This window comes from Pseudomonas sp. NFPP24 (assembly GCF_900112095.1).
In the GTDB taxonomy this organism is placed as follows: Bacteria; Pseudomonadota; Gammaproteobacteria; order Pseudomonadales; family Pseudomonadaceae; genus Aquipseudomonas; species Aquipseudomonas extremorientalis.
In genome coordinates this window covers 227,710-244,778 of the sequence record NZ_FOKD01000005.1, presented here as the reverse complement: position 1 = coordinate 244,778, position 17,069 = coordinate 227,710, and the positions used below count along the sequence as shown (strand labels likewise).

The window sequence follows — 17,069 nt, the reverse complement described above, 5'->3', positions numbered from 1 at the left end:
ACCTAGCCTATGGACGTGCGCCGCCCGTTTTACCAGTGCCTGGCCCTGAGCCTCGCAGGCATCATCTTCCTCAACCCGATTGTCGCGGCCGCCGCCGAGCTGAGCGTGGACCCGGCCAGCCCCGGCACCAGCCTCGGCCATGCGCCCAACGGCGTGCCGGTGGTGAATATCGCCGGGCCCAATGGCAGCGGGCTGTCCCATAACCTGTTCACCGACTACAACGTCGGCAGCAACGGGCTGATCCTCAATAACGCCACCCAGGCCACGCAAAACACTCAACTGGGCGGTGTGATCCTCGGCAACCCAGGCCTGCAAGGGCGGCCTGCCAGCGTGATCCTCAACGAAGTCACCGGTGGCAACCGCAGCCACTTGGGGGGCTACACCGAAGTGGCGGGGCATGCCGCGCGGGTGATCGTCGCCAATCCTCACGGCATCACCTGCAATGGCTGCGGGTTTATCAATACGCCGCGCGCGACGCTGACCACCGGCAAGCCCGTGATCGAAGGTGGGCGGCTGGATCACTTTCGCGTAGACGGCGGCGATATTGCGCTGGAGGGCGCCGGGCTCAATGCCCGCAATGTCAGCCAGTTCGATCTGATCACCCGCACGGCCAAGCTCAACGCGCAACTGCATGCCGACCAGCTCAACATTATCACCGGCCGTAACGATGTCAGTGCCGACACCTTGCAGGCCCGTGCCCATGCCGAAGATGGCCGGGACAAACCGCAACTGGCCATTGATGCCAGCGCCCTCGGCGGCATGTACGCCGGGACGATTCGCCTGGTGGGCACTGAGCAGGGCGTCGGCGTAAGGCTGGCGGGCGATATGGCCAGCACCGCCGGCGACATCGTGATCAATGCCAATGGCGGCTTGAGCCTGTCCCACACCACCAGCGTCGGCGCCCTCACGGCCAAGGCCGCGTCGATTGACTTGCAAGGCCCGACCTTTGCGATGGCTGATATCGACCTGCAGGCCCAGGGCGATCTGGTGGTGCGGCAGACCCTGGCCAGCGCCGGGAATGTCAGCCTCGAAGGCAGTACGGTGAGCAACCAGGGCAAGGTCGTCAGCGGCATCCTGGAAGACCGGCGTATCGCGGGCAAACAGCTGAGCATCAAGGCCCAGCGCCTGGATAACCCGGGTGAACTCAATGCCAGTGGCCACCTGGAAATCACCAGCGGCAGCCTCGATAACAGCGGCCAGATCGCCGCCGACAGCGCCAGGATCGAAGCCCGCCAGGACCTGAGAAACACTGGCCAGGTGGTCACCGCCGGCCAACTTGAAATTGCCGCCGGACAGGCCATCAACCATGCCGGGACGCTGCATGCCGAAGGCGATTTGAGCCTGGTCGCCGACAGCGTCGACAACAGCGGCAAGATCGTGGGGGCAGGCACTGCGCTGAGTATTGCGGCCGGCACGTTCACCAACGCGGGCGAACTGCTCGGCGACAACCACCTGCACCTGCAGGTCGATGGCGACCTGAACAACAGCGGCCTGATCGCCGCCAAAGGCGATGCCCATATCAGCGCATCAAACCTTACCCAAGACCACGGCCAGATTCTCAGCGGCCAAGACATCCAACTGCGCGTGCGCGATGTACTGCATAACCTCGGCGTGCTCAGCGCAGCGCGGCATATGCAGATCAATGCGGCTCAACTGAATAACCCCGGCACGCTCGGCAGCCAAGGCAACCTCCTGCTCACTGCCAACGTCACCAACAGCGGCCTGCTGTTCAGCGGCGGCGACCTGCATGTGCGTGGCGAGCATTTCAGCAATCTTGAAGGTGACCTCTACAGCGTCGGTGACTTCAGTTTCGCCGGCACGCGCTTCAGCAACCTCTCCGGCAGCGTGGAAACCGAAGGCAACCTGCACATCAACGCCCGCGAGTTTGAAAACGCCCGCACCCACCTTGTCCTCGAACGCGAGCTGGTCGGCGGCAGTATCCAATGGGTCTGCGGCCAGCACTGCCACGGCAACGACAGCTACAAGCGCGGCACTATCTACATCAGCGAAATCTGGCGCGAAACCGCCGCGCCCAACTCCACCAGGGCGGCGCGACTGGTGGCCGGCAAAGACCTGCGCATCGACGCGCAGACCCTGGAGAACCGCTACAGCCTGCTCGCCGCCAATGGCGACGTGCACCTTTCCGCCAACCGCCTTATCAACCAGGGCGCGGCCTCCCAGACCGGCATCTCCAGCACCATCATCGGCACCCCCGGTCGCATCGATAAAGCCCTGTGGGACCAGATGGAATTCCACGACCTGCCGGCCTTCAATAACGCACCCTTCGACCCCGTGCGTTTTGCCGAACTCAAGGCCCGCTCGACCGGAGAGGGGTTCAGCAACCCCGGCACCCTCACCACCTGGCGCGAGGATGGCCGCGAAGTCTATGCCGCCACGCTGCAAGCCGGCGGCCGCCTCAACCTGCAGGCCACCGAGTACCTGCAAAACGGCACCCTGCGGGAAAACACCCTGGCGCAACTGACCGGCGACATTGGCCACAACCCCAACGACCTCGAACTTAGCCCGGATCGCCTCAGCGATGACCTGACCCAACCGCCGGAATTCCAACTCCCCAGCGGTAAATACGGGCTGTTTATCCCCAGCAAGAATCCGGGCAGCCCCTACCTGATTGAAACCAATCCTCTATTCACCCACCTGGCCAACTTCCTCAGTTCCCAGTACTTGCTCGACAAGATCGGCTACAGCACCGACGTGGCCTGGCGACGCCTGGGCGACGGCTACTACGAAAGCCGCCTGATCCGTGACGCCGTGCTGGCGAAGACCGGGCAACGCTTCCTCGCCGGGCTGGAGAGCGACGAGGAACAGTTCCGCTACCTGATGGACAACGGCCTCAGCGCCCGCGACAGCCTGCAATTGAGCGTCGGCGTCGGCCTCACCGCGCAGCAGGTGGCGGCCCTGACCCACGACATCGTATGGATGGAAAAACGCCAGGTGCAGGGTGAAGACGTGCTGGTGCCGGTGCTGTACCTGGCGACGGTCGACGCCAATAACCTGCGCGGGGGCAGCCTGGTGCAAGGCCGGGACATCAACCTGGTCAGCGGTGGCGACATCGTCAATGTCGGTACCTTGAAAGCGGCACAGGAGCTGACCGCCATCGCCGACGGCCGCCTGCTCAATGGCGGTACGCTCAGCGCCGGTGAACGCATCAGCCTGCTGGCCACCGACAGTATCCGCAACGCGATGGCCGGCGAGATCCGTGGCAGCCATATCGAACTTACCAGCGTCACCGGCGACATCGTCAACGACCGCACCGCCCATGCCAAGCACCAGGGGGACGGCACCCTTGTCACCCATCTCGACCAGGCGGGCCAGATCAGCGCCGCACAGCGGCTCACGCTCAACGCCGGGCGCGACATCACCAACCGAGGCGACATCAACAGCGCTGGCGATGCCAGCCTGAGCGCCGGGCGCGACATCAACCTCATCGCCGTCACCGACACCCAACAGGTACGCACCACGGAAAACGGCGGCCACCGGGTCACCCAACACAGCCGCACCGAACAGCTTGGCGCCAATCTCAACGCCGGCGGCAGCCTGAGCCTGCATGCCGGGCGCGACATCACCCTATTGGCCAGCCACGCCAACGCCGGCAAAGACCTGACCGTCGCCGCCGGTGGCAACCTTCACCTGTTGGCCGCCGCCAACGAAACCGATCACGCGGTCAACAGCAAACGCGGCGGCGCCAAGGTGCATGAGCAAACTACCCAGGTGCGTCACGTGGGCAGCCAGCTCACCGCCGGCGGCAAACTGAACGCCAGCGCGGGGCAAGACATCGTGCTGCACGCCAGCCAGGTCAGCAGCGGCAAGGATGCGTATCTGGTGGCGGGTGGGCAGTTGCAACTGCTGAGTGCCAATGACAGCGACTACAGCCTGTATGACTACAAGAAAAAAGGCAGCTTCGGCGCCCTCAAGACCCAACGCGACGAAGTCACCGACGTGCGTGCGGTGGGCAGCCAGATCACCACAGGCGGCAACCTCGACCTGATCAGCGGCGGCGCTCAGTTGTATCAAGGGGCAAGGCTGGAAAGCGCGGCGGATATCGCCATCACCAGTGGTGGGGCGGTGACCTTCGAAGCGGTGAAAGACCTGCATCAGGAGAGCCACGAGAAGACCAACAACAACGCATTCTGGGTGGCATCCAAGGGCAAGGGCAGCACTGACGAAACGCTGCGCCAGAGCCAGTTGGTTGCCGGGGGCACCATTGCGATCCAGGCCGTCGACGGTTTGCAGATCGACATCAAGCAGGTCAATCAGCAGAGCGTCAGCCAGTCCATTGATGCGATGGTCAAGGCCGACCCGCAATTGGCTTGGCTCAAGGATGCAGAACAGCGCGGGGATGTGGACTGGCGCCAGGTCAGGGAGGTCCACGACAGCTTCAAGTACAGCCACTCCGGGCTGGGGCCGGCCTCGCAACTGATCATTGCCATCGTGATGTCGGCGGTCATCGGGCCCATGGCGACGGCCGCAGCAGGCGGCGGTGTCGGCGGCGCCATGGTCGGTGCGGTTGCGACCGGCGCCTCGACCAATGCCAGTGTCAGCGTGGTCAACAACCGGGGCAATCTCGGTGCCGTGTTCAAGGACGTGACGTCGTCCGATGCCCTGAAGGGCTACGGGGTTTCGGCGATCACTGCCGGCCTGACGGTGGGTTACTTCGACCCATGGACCGGAGCGCAGACCAATACCACCATCAGCAAAGTGGCCACCTCCGGCTCGCTGGGCACCTGGAGCGGCGTCGGCCAATTCGCGGCCAACCAGGCGCTGCAGAACGGCACCTCTGTGTTGCTGAACAAAGCCCTGGGGCAGGGCGGCAGTGTCAGTGACGCGCTGAAAAATGCCTTGTTCAACACCTTGGCGGCGGCCAGTTTCAACCTGGTAGGGGACTACACGAAAAACGTCCTGGCGGACGGCTCGTTACCCAAGGTGGCGATCCACGCCATGGTCGGTGGCTTGCTGGCCGAAGCCACCGGCGGCGACTTCAAGACCGGCGCATTGGCGGCGGCGGCAAGCGAAGCACTGGTTGGCCACCTGGATACGTTGGTCAAAGGCAACGACACCCTGCTCACCATGAGTTCGCAGATCGTCGGCGTGCTGGCGGCTGCGGCACAAAGCGACACCGACGCCGCCAAGCTGGAGACCGGCAGCTGGGTGGCGAAGAACGCCACGCAATACAACTACCTGTCACACAACCAACTGGAACGGGCCGCCAAACAGATAGCCCGATGCACCGACGCCTCCTGTATCCAGGACGCCACGCGCAAATTCCAGGAACTGAGCCTCCAGCAGGACATTGACGCCATCGTCAGCTGCCAGGCCGACCCCAGCTCCTGCGCGGCAAGCTCCAAAGAAGTCGCCAACACCCTGGCGGACCTGAATGCCATCCGCGACATCGCCGACTACGCCTCGCCCGATGCACGGGAGGCGGTACAGAGCCTGATCAACGGCAATTACGAATTTCAGGAAATGCTGGCGACCGCCACGACCGAGCACTCGGTGGGCGCGATGGTCGAGTCGCTCAAGTCGAAGTGGGCACTGAGCGATGCCCAGGCGCAGGACATTGCGGACAACCTGAAGATCGCGCTGGCGGTTGGGGTGGGGACTGCGGCGGGGGTGGTGGCTTATAGGCGGGCTGTGGCGGGTGTGGGGGCGAAAGGTGAAGCTGCTGGGTTACTACCAAAGCCTGGAAGCACATCTCTACCCGTCAATAGCTTCGGGGCTGATGCCGATTTTAAGGTGGACTCGAACCAGCTAGGTACAAAACTCGGTAAACATGTTAAAGACTATGGTGGGAATGCGGCCAATTCAGCCGATCGGAAAATGGTGCTTGATCAAATTAATGATATTGGGAATAACCCAGATAAAGTTATCCCTGGAACTTTTTCCGGACAAGGAACAAATGGTACGCGTGGAGATGTATTCTTCAGGATCAAAGGTAATGATGTTGTTGTTACCAAGCCTGACGGAACGTTTGTGACTATCTTGAAAGATGGGGTGACTCAGAATACATCTGTAAAAAGTGCTTTGAAGGGGGGTGTAAGGTAATGAGTCTTTCATGTCTTATGAATGCTTGGTTAGTGAGGGCGTTAGGACGTAAGCTGCTTTCAGTAAATGCATTGCTTCATGTGTTCGAGTCTTATAGAGGCTCGATTCCTCAAGAGGTTTCTCTTCGATTTGAAGATTTGGAGAGTGGGAGGCTATATTGCGGGAGTGATGGTGTGTCGCTATGTTTTTCTGAAACGACTATTGCTGAATGCGATTTGGGTGAGTACGGAAAATTGATTGATTTTTGTGTTTCTAGTGGAGGTTATTTTTTTGATGTTGTCGGGCTTAGATTGCTTTCGGTCTCGGCTATAAAGTCCTCGGTAGAACGTAAAGTGATAGGCGTTTTGTTGTTGTTTGAATATGACTCGTTTCTATCAATTTTGAATTTAGGGGATGAGCTCTTTTTTTGTGATAGGGTGCCAGATGAAATAATTGCCAGCGAAGGGTTGACGTTTGTTTTGTTGGGCGGAAAAGGGGGGGAGGAAAACGGGGTCAGACCCTGAGGGACTGCAATCGACTAACCTCAATAAAGATCTGGGATCAAAAAATGGTGAGGGGTGCTTACCCTATGAGGCAAGTAAGATTGGTGTAGAACAGGCTAAGGCAATGGTTAAGGTAACTCTATAGATCGCTACATTTGTGAGCCCATTAATCCCCAGTTCAACCGTTCGAGGTAATTACGATCTTGTCCATGTACAAAGCTCCAAGACTAATAACACTGCAAGCTTAAGGGTGCTGCCGGACGGAAAATAGGAGTTTGATACACTAATTCCAGAGAAGTCATCGAAGTTTTAAGTCGGGAGGTTAGAGTCAATGCTGATTAATGAGGTTTTGTGCGATATCAGATTTCGTTCTTTTTTTATGAGTGAAGATTTGGTTTGTGAGTTTTTGGCGCTGTTTTTTAAACTGTCTATCACAGGGTGGGTGTCGCTAACGATTAGCGAGGGGGTATCGAAGTTTAAAGTGCTCAATTCAGAGCCAATGTTGCTCGAGTTGTCAGAGATTGGTGATGATTTCGCCTACCCGATTAGGTCCTTAAATGGTCTAGATAAGTTTTTAGGGGAGAAGATTTTAGCCGTGTACGAATACAGAATTGAGAGCGTCGATGAAGGTTGCGTTGGGGTATATCTGGATTTTGGCGGTTATGGACTTAGCCTTCTTGAGTCTAATGAATGCCTGTCGATTGTAGAGGGCGCGATGCAATATTTGGATGGCGAAATGTTTCTACGTGAAATAGAAGTTTAGCTGGTGGGTAAACCGAATCCAGCAGGTTTGATAAAAGTACAAAATTATCTGGAATGACTTATTTAATAGGCTGTTCCAGATAATTAGTGGCTTCATTTGCGGTAAGTGAATGCTTCCCATCGATTAACGTGTACGAGTAAACCTATGTGATTAATACATCGCAGCGAATCGCTGCGCTCTAAATAAAGTAAACAACAACAGCCGGGGCTTGAAGCCGGGTGCGCATTCTGCCCCTTTTCAACACCCCGCCAACTCAATCGGGAATCTTCCGTACTCAAGGATCTACCATGCTAAAAAAGCTATTCTCGCTAGTTGTCCTCGTCACAATACTGTCAATAACCGGCTGCGTCTCTTATACCGTCACCGGCCCGCTGGGCAAGCCGCTGCATGTTGCTGAGGCTAGTCATCCTCATGCCGCGCAGATCGCTGATGTTGCCATTGATATCCCTGGCACGGATGACGCCACGCGCACAGCCATCAGTCGTTCGCTCACTGCCCAGCTCAACGAGTACGTCAAGGCGGGGGGCTACTTCAAGACGGTGACGGAGTACCCCACGCGTTTGGGGGAAAGGGACGTGATGCTCAAGTTCACGATGACCTCTCTCAAGGGCCATCGCGCTCCGCACCCAGGTTATATACCCGGCGCGTTATTGACCCTGACGCTGTGGATCTGGGTGAACGGTCCGATCTATGTGGACAGTTTCGATTTGGCCGGGGATCTCGTGATTGTCGATCGCGACGGTAAACAACTGGCAGCGGCGAAGGACCAGATCAAGTTTGAGCACAATGTGGGCCTGTACGGGCGTGAGTATTGGTCGCCGGTGATGGGGGCCAAGAAGTTGAATGTATTGGTTTCAAGCCTGCTGGACAGCGCGACCGCGCGTTTGGCGCAAGTGCCACCCAAGGGAGAGTGAAGATGAAACGTTCTGTCAAATCCGTTGTGACCCTTGCTATCGTCTTGCTAGCGGGGTGCGTGTCCTATTCCCAGAACGAACTACCCGTTGTGCAGTCCTGGCCGCCAACGGCCCATACGCCGTTGCAAAAGCCAACGGTTGTTGTGCGAACCACGGTATTGAATCAGGTCAATGGAGGCCCGGCCAGTGCGGCGACGGGGGCGATGGCGGTTGCCAGTGAGACGGCGGTGGCAGAGGGTTTTCGACAGTCCGAGCGCTTTGCGCGGGTCAGTACCGATAAGCTCGAGTCGGACATCTATGCCGAAGCCACCTTGTATAACAACGAACAGTTCAGCCTGGCGTCGGCATTCATCACCGGGGTGACGTTTTTCATCATCCCTTCGACGGCGAAAAACACCTTCACCCTGGAGACTGTGTTCAAGAGCAAGGACGGCAAGGAATTGGGACGCGTGCGCAAGAGCGAGTCGGTACGTACCTGGATGCATGCGGTGTTGATCGTCGCCATTCCTTTCCAGAAGAACACGCAGGACGTGGTGCATGCCTTGACCCGCAGTACCCTGGAAGAAGCGGTGCAACGCCGATTGTTGTAATGCGCGGTCAAGTCAGTTCAACCCGAACGTCGATCAGCCGTGACCGGCGTTCAGCTTCCTATCGAGCCGTAGGAATTGCTCCCTGCAATATGTAGGTCATTTCGTTTTATGCTTTTCCAGCCCTCCCAGACACCTGCTGTTTCATGCCTGCGCTGTTTTATAGTTCACGGAGCAATCCACCACGGCAGGGAGCCGCCCCCTCATGCATACCCGGAAAAAATCCCCCCGGCGCCACACCCCACCACAACCCCCGACCCTTCATTCCGGCCAGCGCCTGCGTCTGGTGCTCAACACCTACGGCATCCCGCCCACGGCCTTTGCCGAATGGATGCACGTCAGCCCGCAGTGCCTCAACAATTGGTTTTCACGGGGGCTGCCAGTGGATCGCGTGGAAAAGCTGGCGACAACCTTGAGCGTCAGCAAAGTGTGGCTTGAGACCGGCGAGCGCGGATGATGACAGTGGTGGGGCGGTCAAAGGGCCGCCTCTATTTCAAGGGTCCCACCACCTGCCGGTATTTTTCCACCCCCTGCGGTGTCTGCCGCACCAGGCTGATCTCCAGTCCCAACGGGTCTTCGCGGCGATTGCCGCTCAGTTGCCGCCAGCCTTTTTCCGCTTCCCATACGCGTACCTGCAGGTCACTGACGCCGGTCAGTACCACCACGCCGTCCTTTGCCGCCGGCAGGGGGTAGCGGTCCCGTGCGGGGGCGGCGGCGCGGTAGAGTGCGTCGCCCTTGAGCCACCAACGTACCCGTTGCAGGCCGTCGCCTGCCATTGGGGCGCTGCGGATCACGTCGAGGCGAAAGCCCTTGCTGTCGGAGCTGCGCACGGTCACGGCGGCCAATCCCTCCGTTTGTGTGGCTTCAGGGGGCGTCAGTTCGACGCTGGCACGCAGGCTGATATCCCGTTGCATCTGGTTCAGCGCGCGCAGCAACACTTCGGTCTGTTCGGTGCTTGCCTGCAAATGCTGATCGGCGCGGGTGACGCTGTCCAGCCCGCGCCAGGCGATCAGGCTGACCACGGCCATGAGCATGATCGCCACCATCACTTCGATCAGCGTGAAGCCTTGCTGTGACGGCTTCATGGTTGACTCACTACGCGCATCAACCCGGCGGCGTCGCGTTGCAGGCTGACGCTGTGTTGGCCGTCGGACAGCACCATGCGCAGCGGTGGGTTGATCCATTCAGCGTTGAGCACCAGGGTTTGCCGGGGCTCGAGACTGATCTGCATCGGCGTGCTTTCCCACAGGCGTGGGCGCAACGGGTCGTCGTTTTCAAAGGTATCGAGGCCCTGGCCGTCGTCCCGCTGGCGGTTGAAGCGAAACCCCTTGGCATCCGCGCGCCAGGTGATGGGGCGGCCGTCGGCGTGGGCTTCGGCCTGGGCGACTTGCAGCAGTTGGCTCAGGCGTTCGGCGTCTTTGCGCAACAGGTGCAGCGGATCGGGCTTGATGGTGAGGCTGATGGCGGCGCTGGCGATGCCGATGATCACCAGCACCACCATCAGCTCGATCAGGGTGAAGCCTTGCTGTTTCATCGCGGGCTACCTGGAGAACTGGGGAGTGTGTGAAATAAAAGCGTGCGAATTGACCTGTAGGCTGGTGCGACGGACAAACAGGAGGTCCTCCCCATGACATTTGCCCCTCGTTTCACCCTGGCCCACGGCGTGCAGGCGCTGGGTGTGCTGGGTGCCCTGGCGGGCGTGGCGGTATGGACGCCGCTGCTGCTCACCAGCGCCGAATCCCACACGCCGCAAGCCACGCCCCAGGCACTGGCGGCGCGCAGCGATAACCCGGCGCTGCAATGGTTTTCCAATGCGCCGACAGCGCTGCAAGTCAAAGTCACTGGCGTGTTGGCAGGTGCCCGTGGTGCGGTGGCGATCCTGAGTCTCAACGATGGCCCGCCGCGCAGCTTTCTAGTGGGTGAACGCCTCAGCCCCGGTGTGCGGCTGACGGCCATTGAAGGCGACGGGGTGGAGATCGAGCGCGGCGGCGAGAAGCAGCGCGTCAACCTCGACAAGTTGCCGCCGGGGCCTGCGTTGCCGCTGCTCACTCGGCCATGACCTGGGTGTCCAGCCGCGCCAGGGGCGGCGCTTCGCGGCTGGCGTCGAGCACTTGCAGGTTGACCTGGAACAGACGGCCGTCGGCGTTGATGGTTTGTTCGCAGCGCAGTTTCAGGCGGCCTTGATCGCAGGTGAATGTCTTCTTGCCGCTGCGCAGGTGGCCTTCCAGGCGCAGTTCGGCGAGGCGACTCTGCGCCGCCAGCAACGCGATGGATTTGTCCCGCAGCAGGCCGTTGCTCTGGGTCATCAACCCGGCCACGCGCACGGCGGCGGCCATGGCCACGGCGATGATCGCCAGCGCCACCAGCACTTCGATCAGGGTGAAACCTTGCTCCTTGCGACGGCCGTACATGGCGCTCTCAAAGCCGGGAAACAGGCCCGCAGACTAGCGCCGGGAGTTGACCGATTGGCGACTGAAACTCCCGAGGAATTTCAATACGACTGACATGTGTTCTTGCAACACTGCGCCACGAACTGCACTCAAGCCAAGGAATGTCGAGATGGATATCGCGCGCCTAACGTCCCCATTGCCAGGCCCTCACAGGCAGCGTGGCTTCACCTTGATCGAGATCATGGTGGTGGTGGTCATCCTCGGGATCCTCGCCGCAATGGTGGTGCCCAAGGTGCTTGACCGGCCGGACCAGGCGCGGGCCACGGCGGCCAGGCAGGACATCGGCGGGTTGATGCAGGCGCTGAAACTCTATCGCCTCGACCACGGCACTTACCCGAGCATGAACCAGGGCCTCAAGGTGTTGGTGGAACGCCCGGCCGACGCCAAGAACAGCAACTGGCGCGCCTACCTGGATCGCCTGCCCAACGACCCCTGGGGCCACCCGTATCACTACCTCAACCCGGGCGCCAATGGTGAGGTGGATGTGTTTTCCCTCGGCGCCGACGGCCAACCGGATGGCGATGGCGTGAATGCCGATATCGGCTCCTGGCAGCTCTAAGGCCCGCCATGAAACGGTGTTCGCCCCCAGTGGCGAAGCAGCGCGGCATGGCGATTATCAGCGCCTTGCTGATCGCAGCGGTGGTGGCGGTATTGGCCGGCGCCATGCTCACGCGCCAGACCGTATTTACCCGCAGCCTCGAAGCCGAGCAGTTGCGCATCCAGGGCCAATGGTTGTTGCAGGGCGGCCTGGAGCGCAGCCGGCAGATGCTCTGGGACGCTCGCCAGAAGGACGTGCTGACCCGTCTCGACCAACCCTGGGCGCGTGCCCAAGGGGGGGCCTTCGAGGGGCGGATCGAGGACGAACAGGGCAAGTTCAACCTGCGCAACCTGGTCAACCGCCAGCAGGTGGACACCGAGCAATTGCAGAGTTTTGAACGGCTGTGCCGCCTGATCGGCGTCGACCCTGCGGTAAGTCAACGCATCAGTCGGCGGGTGATTGCCTCTTATGAGCCGCCCGCCAGATCCCCGATGCTGCGCAGCCTGGATGAGCTGAGCGGGATCGAAGGCCTTGATCCCCTGGTGTTGCAGCGCATGCAGGCCTATATCAGCGTGCTGCCCGGCCCGACCTGGGTCAACGGCAACACCGCCAGCGCCGAAGTGCTCAGTGCGGTGGTGCCCCAGCTCAGTCTGTCCCAGGCCCGAGGGCTGGTGGCCGAGCGTGACAGCGGGCAGTGGTTTATCAACCGGGGTGATTTCGTCAACCGCCTGCACTTGCCGCAAGTGGCGGTGGATTCGGTGCAGGTGGGCATCACCAGCGAGTGGTTCCGCGTGCGGGGCCAGGCGCGGCGCGAGCAGCGGCGGGTCAGCCTCGACGCCTTGTTGCACCGCCCCGAAGACCGGCAGCCCCGGGTGACCTGGGCGCGGGTGGGCGTATGAAACGCTTGCGCATTGGCTTGCCGCCACTGGATCAATTGAGCGCGCAGAGCCAGGTCCGGTTTGCCTGGGTGGAGCGTGGCGTGGTCATTGAAGAGGGCGACGCCAGCCTGGCGCAGTTGGGCCAGTCACGCCAGGCAGCGGACTGTTTCCTGCATCCGCGGGACAGCCTGCTGACCAGCCTGGAACTGCCGCCATTGCCGGCGGCGAAGACCGCCGCCGCCGTGGCCTGTGCCGCACAAGCGTTGATCCTCGGCCCGGTTGAACAGATGCAGGTGGCCCACGGCCCGCGTGAAAGCGATGGGCGCGTGCAGGTGGCCTGGGTGCCCAAGGCCGGGCTGGAGCGGTTGGCGCAGTTGCCGCTCAAGCTGCGCGGCCTGTACCCGGCACCCTATGCGTTGCCGGTGGGCGCCGCTGCGTTGGATGACGGCTACCTGCTGACCCGTGACAGCCTGCAACAAGGCACGGTGCACCCGCTGGGTTTGCAGGCGCTGGACCTGCCATTGGTGGCAGCGGCGCAGCGTTGGAGTGGGCCGGTGCCCACATGGGGGTTGCAGGGTCGCCTCACACAGCCCTCGACCGGCGGATGGGGCAGGGCACTGGCCTGCGTGGCGCTGGCCATCGCCATCTGGACCCTGGGCCTCAACCTGTATGCCGCGCGTCAGGTGGAGCAAGGCCAGCGACTCAAGGCACTGATGAGCCAGCAGGTGCGCCAGGCGTTTCCGGCGTTGCCGGTGGTGCTCAACCCCTTGCAACAGGCCCGCCAGCAATTGGCCGCACGCCAGACCGGCGCGGCCGCCGACCCGGGCCAACGCTTCCCCGGCCTGCTGCAACTGGTGGGCAGCAACCTGCCGTTCATGGTCGGCAGTGTCGACAACCTGACGTTTGAACAGGGACGCTTGCGTGTCGAGCTGCTCGCCGACAGCCGTCACCCGACCGCCGAAGGTGAATGGCAGGCGGCGTTGGCCCAGGCCGGTTTCACCGCCAGCCGCGATGGCCAGGCCTGGACCATTGCTCCCGCGCAAGCCGCAGAAAAAGCCGGAGCTGGCGATGAATAAAGTCCAGCGACTGCGCAGCCAGGCCCGGGTGTTCTGGAGCGGCCTGGCCCTGCACGAAAAGCGCATGCTCGGCGGCGCCGGCCTGGTCCTGGCCAGCCTGTTGACCTGGCTGGTGCTGGTGCAACCCGCGTTGAAGAAGATCGATTACTGGCAGACCGAAACCCCCAAGCTGCGCGCTCAGGCCGCCGCCTTGCAAGTGTTGTTGCAGGACGTCGCCGCGCCCAGTCCGGGCGACGAAGCCGCGCTGCGCCAGGCCCTGGACAGTGCCGGTCTGCAGGGGCATTACCAGTTGCAGGCGCTCGAACCCACTGGGTGGCGCCTGACCTTGGACAACGCCCCGGCCGATGCGGTGGTGGGCTGGCTGCTGGGCAATGCCCGTTCGTTTTCCCTGGAGGTGTCCGAGGCGCATTTGCAGCGCGTGCTCGATACCGTCGACAACTCGGCCGGCACTGTGTCCGGGACCGTTCGCATGGATCAGGCGCTTGGCGCTAAGGAAGCTTCATGAAGTGGTCAGTCCCCCCTTTCCGTATGGTCGCGCCGTTGCTGGTGCTGGCCCTGAGTGCGTGCAGCAACCAGGACGCGTCCAAGCCGCTGCTGGTGGACAGCGAACTCGGCCAGCCCCTGGCGGACACCCGTCGCAGTGGCGAGACCGTTCTCGACCGCCAGAGCCAACCCGCCCCCAAAGCGCCGGTACAGCACCGCGTCACCAACAGTGCTCGCGGCCATGCCCCGGCAACCGTCAACGCCCGCAACCCGCTGGGTGACCAACCGGTGCAGCTCAACTTTGTCGACGCCGACATCCAGGCCGTGGTGCGCGCACTCTCCCGCGCCACCGGCCAACAATTCCTGGTCGACCCGCGTGTGAAGGGCAACCTCACCCTGGTCAGCGAAGGCCAGGTGCCGGCGCATCAGGCCTACGACATGCTGCTGGCGGCGTTGCGCATGCAGGGCTTCAGCGTGGTCGATGTGGGCGGCGTCGCCCAGGTGGTGCCCGAGGCCGATGCCAAGCTGCTCGGCGGGCCGATCTACAGCGCTGGCAGCAGTGGCATGCAGACCCGCACCTTCCGTCTGCAATACGAAAACGCCGTCAACCTGATCCCGGTGCTGCGCCCCATCGTGTCGCCGAACAACCCGATCAATGCCTACCCCGGCAACAACAGCATCGTCATCACCGACTACGCGGAAAACCTGGCGCGGGTGGCGCAGATCATCAACGGTATCGACACCCCCAGTGCCATCGACACCGATGTGGTGATGGTGCAGAACGGCATCGCCGTGGACATCGCCGCCATGGTCTCCGAGCTGCTGGACACCCAGGGCGCCGACCAGACCCAGAAAATCAACGTGGTCGGCGACCCGCGCTCCAACTCGATCATCATCCGCTCCGGCAGCCCGGAGCGCACGGAACTGGCGCGCAACCTCATCTATAAACTCGACAACGCCCAGAGCAACCCCAGCAATATGCACGTGGTGTACCTGCGCAACGCCCAGGCGGGCAAGTTGGCCCAGTCACTGCGCGGCTTGCTCACCGGCGAGAGCGATTCCGGCGTGAGCGACGATGCCCGGGGCAAGCTCAGCGCCATGGGCGGCAATGGCAAGAACACCGCCCAAGGCGCGAGCAATGCGCAAAACAGCAGCGGCACGACCACCGGCAGCGGCGTGCAGTCGGGTTATGGCCAGGCCACCGGCTCGACCACCGGCACCAACGGCACCCCCAAGGACCAGGACACCGCGTTCAGTGCCGGCGGCGTGACGATCCAGGCCGACGCCACCACCAACACCCTGCTGATCTCCGCGCCGGACCCGTTGTACCGCAACCTGCGCGAAGTCATCGACATGCTCGACCAGCGCCGTGCCCAGGTGGTGATCGAAAGCCTGATCGTGGAAGTCGGCGAGGACGATGCCACCGAGTTTGGCGTGCAGTGGCAGGCCGGCAACCTGGGGGGCAAGGGTGGGTTTGGTGGCGTGAACCTCGGCGGTAGCGGCGTGAATGGTAAGCCCAATAGCCCCACCAGTATTGATGTGCTGCCCAAGGGGCTGAATGTGGGGGTGGTCAACGGCACGGTTGATATTCCCGGCATCGGCAAGGTGCTCGACCTCAAGGTGTTGGCCCGTGCGTTGAAGAGCAAGGGCGGCACCAACATATTGTCCACGCCCAACCTGCTGACCCTGGACAACGAAGCGGCGAGCATTTTCGTGGGCCAGACCATTCCGTTTGTCACCGGCAGTTATGTGACCGGCGGCGGGGGCACCAGCAACAACCCGTTCCAGACCGTGCAGCGTGAAGAGGTGGGGCTCAAGTTGAACGTGCGGCCGCAGATTTCCGAAGGCGGCACCGTGAAGCTGGATATCTACCAGGAGGTCAGCACCGTGGATGCGCGGGCGTCGGTGGAGGCGGGTACGGTGACCAACAAGCGCGCGATCGATACCAGTATTTTGCTGGATGACGGGCAAATCATGGTGCTCGGTGGGTTGCTGCAGGATGGGTATAGCCAGAGCAATGATGCGGTGCCGTGGTTATCGGATATTCCGGGGTTGGGGGCGTTGTTTCGCAATGAGAAGCGCAGTGTGAACAAGACTAACCTGATGGTGTTTTTGCGGCCCTACATTATTCGGGACAGTGGGGCGGGGCGCAGTATTACGTTGAATCGGTATGAGTTTATGCGCAGGGCGCAAGGGGGGTTGCAGCCGGAGCACAGTTGGGCGATGCCGGATGTGCAGGCGCCGCAGTTGCCTTCTGTGGACAAGGCGATTCCTGGTTCTGGGGGGAGACGGTGATTGAGTACATATCCGTTGCTGCGGTAACGGCGGCTTATGGTTCCGCTCTTACAGCGGGTCACTTTTGGAAGGACCCAAAAGTAACCAAAAGGTCCTCGCCCCACCACTCGGCACCTCGCCTAGGCTCGGTGTGCCGTAACGAAGGCTTGAATCCGTGGGCCGCCGCAATGGGCCATCCATGGCCCAGTGCGGCTAACCCGGCGTCCTGCCGGGTTACCCACGGATTCAAGCCTGCGTTCGGCCAGCGTGGTTTTACGGGGCGCCGAAGAGCAAGATCAAGAGCGACTCGCTGCGCATCGTGGATACGTTTTTTGTTCTGTGTCGCCGCCTTACTGTGGCGAGCGGGCTTGCCCCGCGTTGGGCTGCGAAGCAGCCCTAATACCAGTGAGCGCGCCGTGTGCATTCTGGTTTCCCACGTCATCGTTAACAACCATCGCGGGCAAGCCCGGCTCAGGGGGAACGCGCACGCCTCAACGATCCGGTCGGCTACCAGGCCGCCGCGCTTTGCTTTTGATTTTGATCTGAGGCGCCCCGTCAAACACG

The 17,069-nt window shown here is 61.6% G+C and carries 15 protein-coding genes; 12 read left to right on the top strand and 3 right to left on the bottom strand.

Translation table 11 applies throughout. The features are described from left to right. Positions 1 to 9 precede the first annotated feature (9 nt). The 6 genes from BM026_RS12735 (at position 10) to BM026_RS12710 (ending at position 9,263) form a co-directional block, all read left to right on the top strand. Positions 10 to 6,060: a two-partner secretion domain-containing protein gene (locus BM026_RS12735; RefSeq protein WP_093528825.1), complete on the top strand. Its 6,051-nt coding sequence runs from the start codon at positions 10 to 12 to the stop codon at positions 6,058 to 6,060. A gap of 17 nt (positions 6,061 to 6,077) precedes the next feature. Further along, a complete protein-coding gene (locus BM026_RS12730; protein ID WP_256575520.1) occupies positions 6,078 to 6,563 on the top strand; it encodes a hypothetical protein in 486 nt (161 codons plus the stop codon). Positions 6,564 to 6,873: 310 nt separating this feature from the next. Then, positions 6,874 to 7,305, top strand: coding sequence for a hypothetical protein (locus tag BM026_RS12725; RefSeq protein ID WP_093528819.1), 432 nt, complete (start codon positions 6,874 to 6,876; stop codon positions 7,303 to 7,305). Positions 7,306 to 7,592: 287 nt separating this feature from the next. Then, positions 7,593 to 8,219 carry a hypothetical protein gene (locus tag BM026_RS12720; RefSeq protein ID WP_093528816.1) on the top strand — a complete coding sequence of 209 codons (627 nt, stop codon included), beginning with the start codon at positions 7,593 to 7,595 and terminating at the stop codon, positions 8,217 to 8,219. A gap of 2 nt (positions 8,220 to 8,221) precedes the next feature. Beyond that, entirely contained in the window at positions 8,222 to 8,809 is a 588-nt protein-coding gene (locus BM026_RS12715) for a hypothetical protein (protein WP_093528813.1), read from the top strand. 202 nt (positions 8,810 to 9,011) lie between these two features. Further along, entirely contained in the window at positions 9,012 to 9,263 is a 252-nt protein-coding gene (locus BM026_RS12710; protein ID WP_093528810.1) for a helix-turn-helix domain-containing protein, read from the top strand. 31 nt (positions 9,264 to 9,294) lie between these two features. Here BM026_RS12710 and BM026_RS12705 read toward each other — a convergent pair whose 3' ends face one another. Further along, entirely contained in the window at positions 9,295 to 9,891 is a 597-nt protein-coding gene (locus tag BM026_RS12705) for a prepilin-type N-terminal cleavage/methylation domain-containing protein (protein WP_093528807.1), read from the bottom strand. Next, the gene (gene gspH, locus BM026_RS12700) at positions 9,888 to 10,340 is read right to left on the bottom strand and encodes a type II secretion system minor pseudopilin GspH (RefSeq protein WP_093528804.1); all 453 of its coding nucleotides are present in this window, start codon (positions 10,338 to 10,340) and stop codon (positions 9,888 to 9,890) included. The genes BM026_RS12705 and gspH overlap by 4 nt, the downstream gene beginning before the upstream one ends. Positions 10,341 to 10,433: 93 nt before the next feature. On the opposite strand from gspH, the gene BM026_RS12695 reads away from it, so the two are divergent. Continuing rightward, complete coding sequence (locus BM026_RS12695; protein ID WP_093528801.1) at positions 10,434 to 10,865, top strand: type II secretion system protein N; 432 nt, start codon at positions 10,434 to 10,436, stop codon at positions 10,863 to 10,865. Here BM026_RS12695 and gspI read toward each other — a convergent pair. After that, positions 10,852 to 11,217: a type II secretion system minor pseudopilin GspI gene (gspI, locus tag BM026_RS12690; protein WP_058427240.1), complete on the bottom strand. Its 366-nt coding sequence runs from the start codon at positions 11,215 to 11,217 to the stop codon at positions 10,852 to 10,854. The two genes, BM026_RS12695 and gspI, sit on opposite strands and share 14 nt — an antisense overlap. Positions 11,218 to 11,365: 148 nt before the next feature. Between gspI and gspG the strand changes: the two genes are divergently transcribed. The 5 genes from gspG to gspD are packed head-to-tail and all read left to right on the top strand — an operon-like array spanning position 11,366 to position 16,526. Further along, on the top strand, positions 11,366 to 11,815 hold the full coding sequence (gene gspG / locus BM026_RS12685; RefSeq protein ID WP_093126609.1) for a type II secretion system major pseudopilin GspG: 450 nt from the start codon (positions 11,366 to 11,368) through the stop codon (positions 11,813 to 11,815). Positions 11,816 to 11,823: 8 nt separating this feature from the next. Then, positions 11,824 to 12,693, top strand: a complete 870-nt coding sequence (gene gspK, locus BM026_RS12680) for a type II secretion system minor pseudopilin GspK (protein WP_175507945.1) — start codon at positions 11,824 to 11,826, stop codon at positions 12,691 to 12,693. Next, a complete protein-coding gene (gene gspL, locus BM026_RS12675; protein ID WP_093528795.1) occupies positions 12,690 to 13,748 on the top strand; it encodes a type II secretion system protein GspL in 1,059 nt (352 codons plus the stop codon). Before gspK ends, gspL begins: the two co-directional genes overlap by 4 nt. After that, the gene (gene gspM, locus BM026_RS12670) at positions 13,741 to 14,253 is read left to right on the top strand and encodes a type II secretion system protein GspM (RefSeq protein ID WP_093126618.1); all 513 of its coding nucleotides are present in this window, start codon (positions 13,741 to 13,743) and stop codon (positions 14,251 to 14,253) included. The genes gspL and gspM overlap by 8 nt, the downstream gene beginning before the upstream one ends. Next, positions 14,250 to 16,526, top strand: coding sequence for a type II secretion system secretin GspD (gene gspD, locus BM026_RS12665; RefSeq protein ID WP_093528792.1), 2,277 nt, complete (start codon positions 14,250 to 14,252; stop codon positions 16,524 to 16,526). The genes gspM and gspD overlap by 4 nt, the downstream gene beginning before the upstream one ends. Positions 16,527 to 17,069 lie beyond the last annotated feature (543 nt).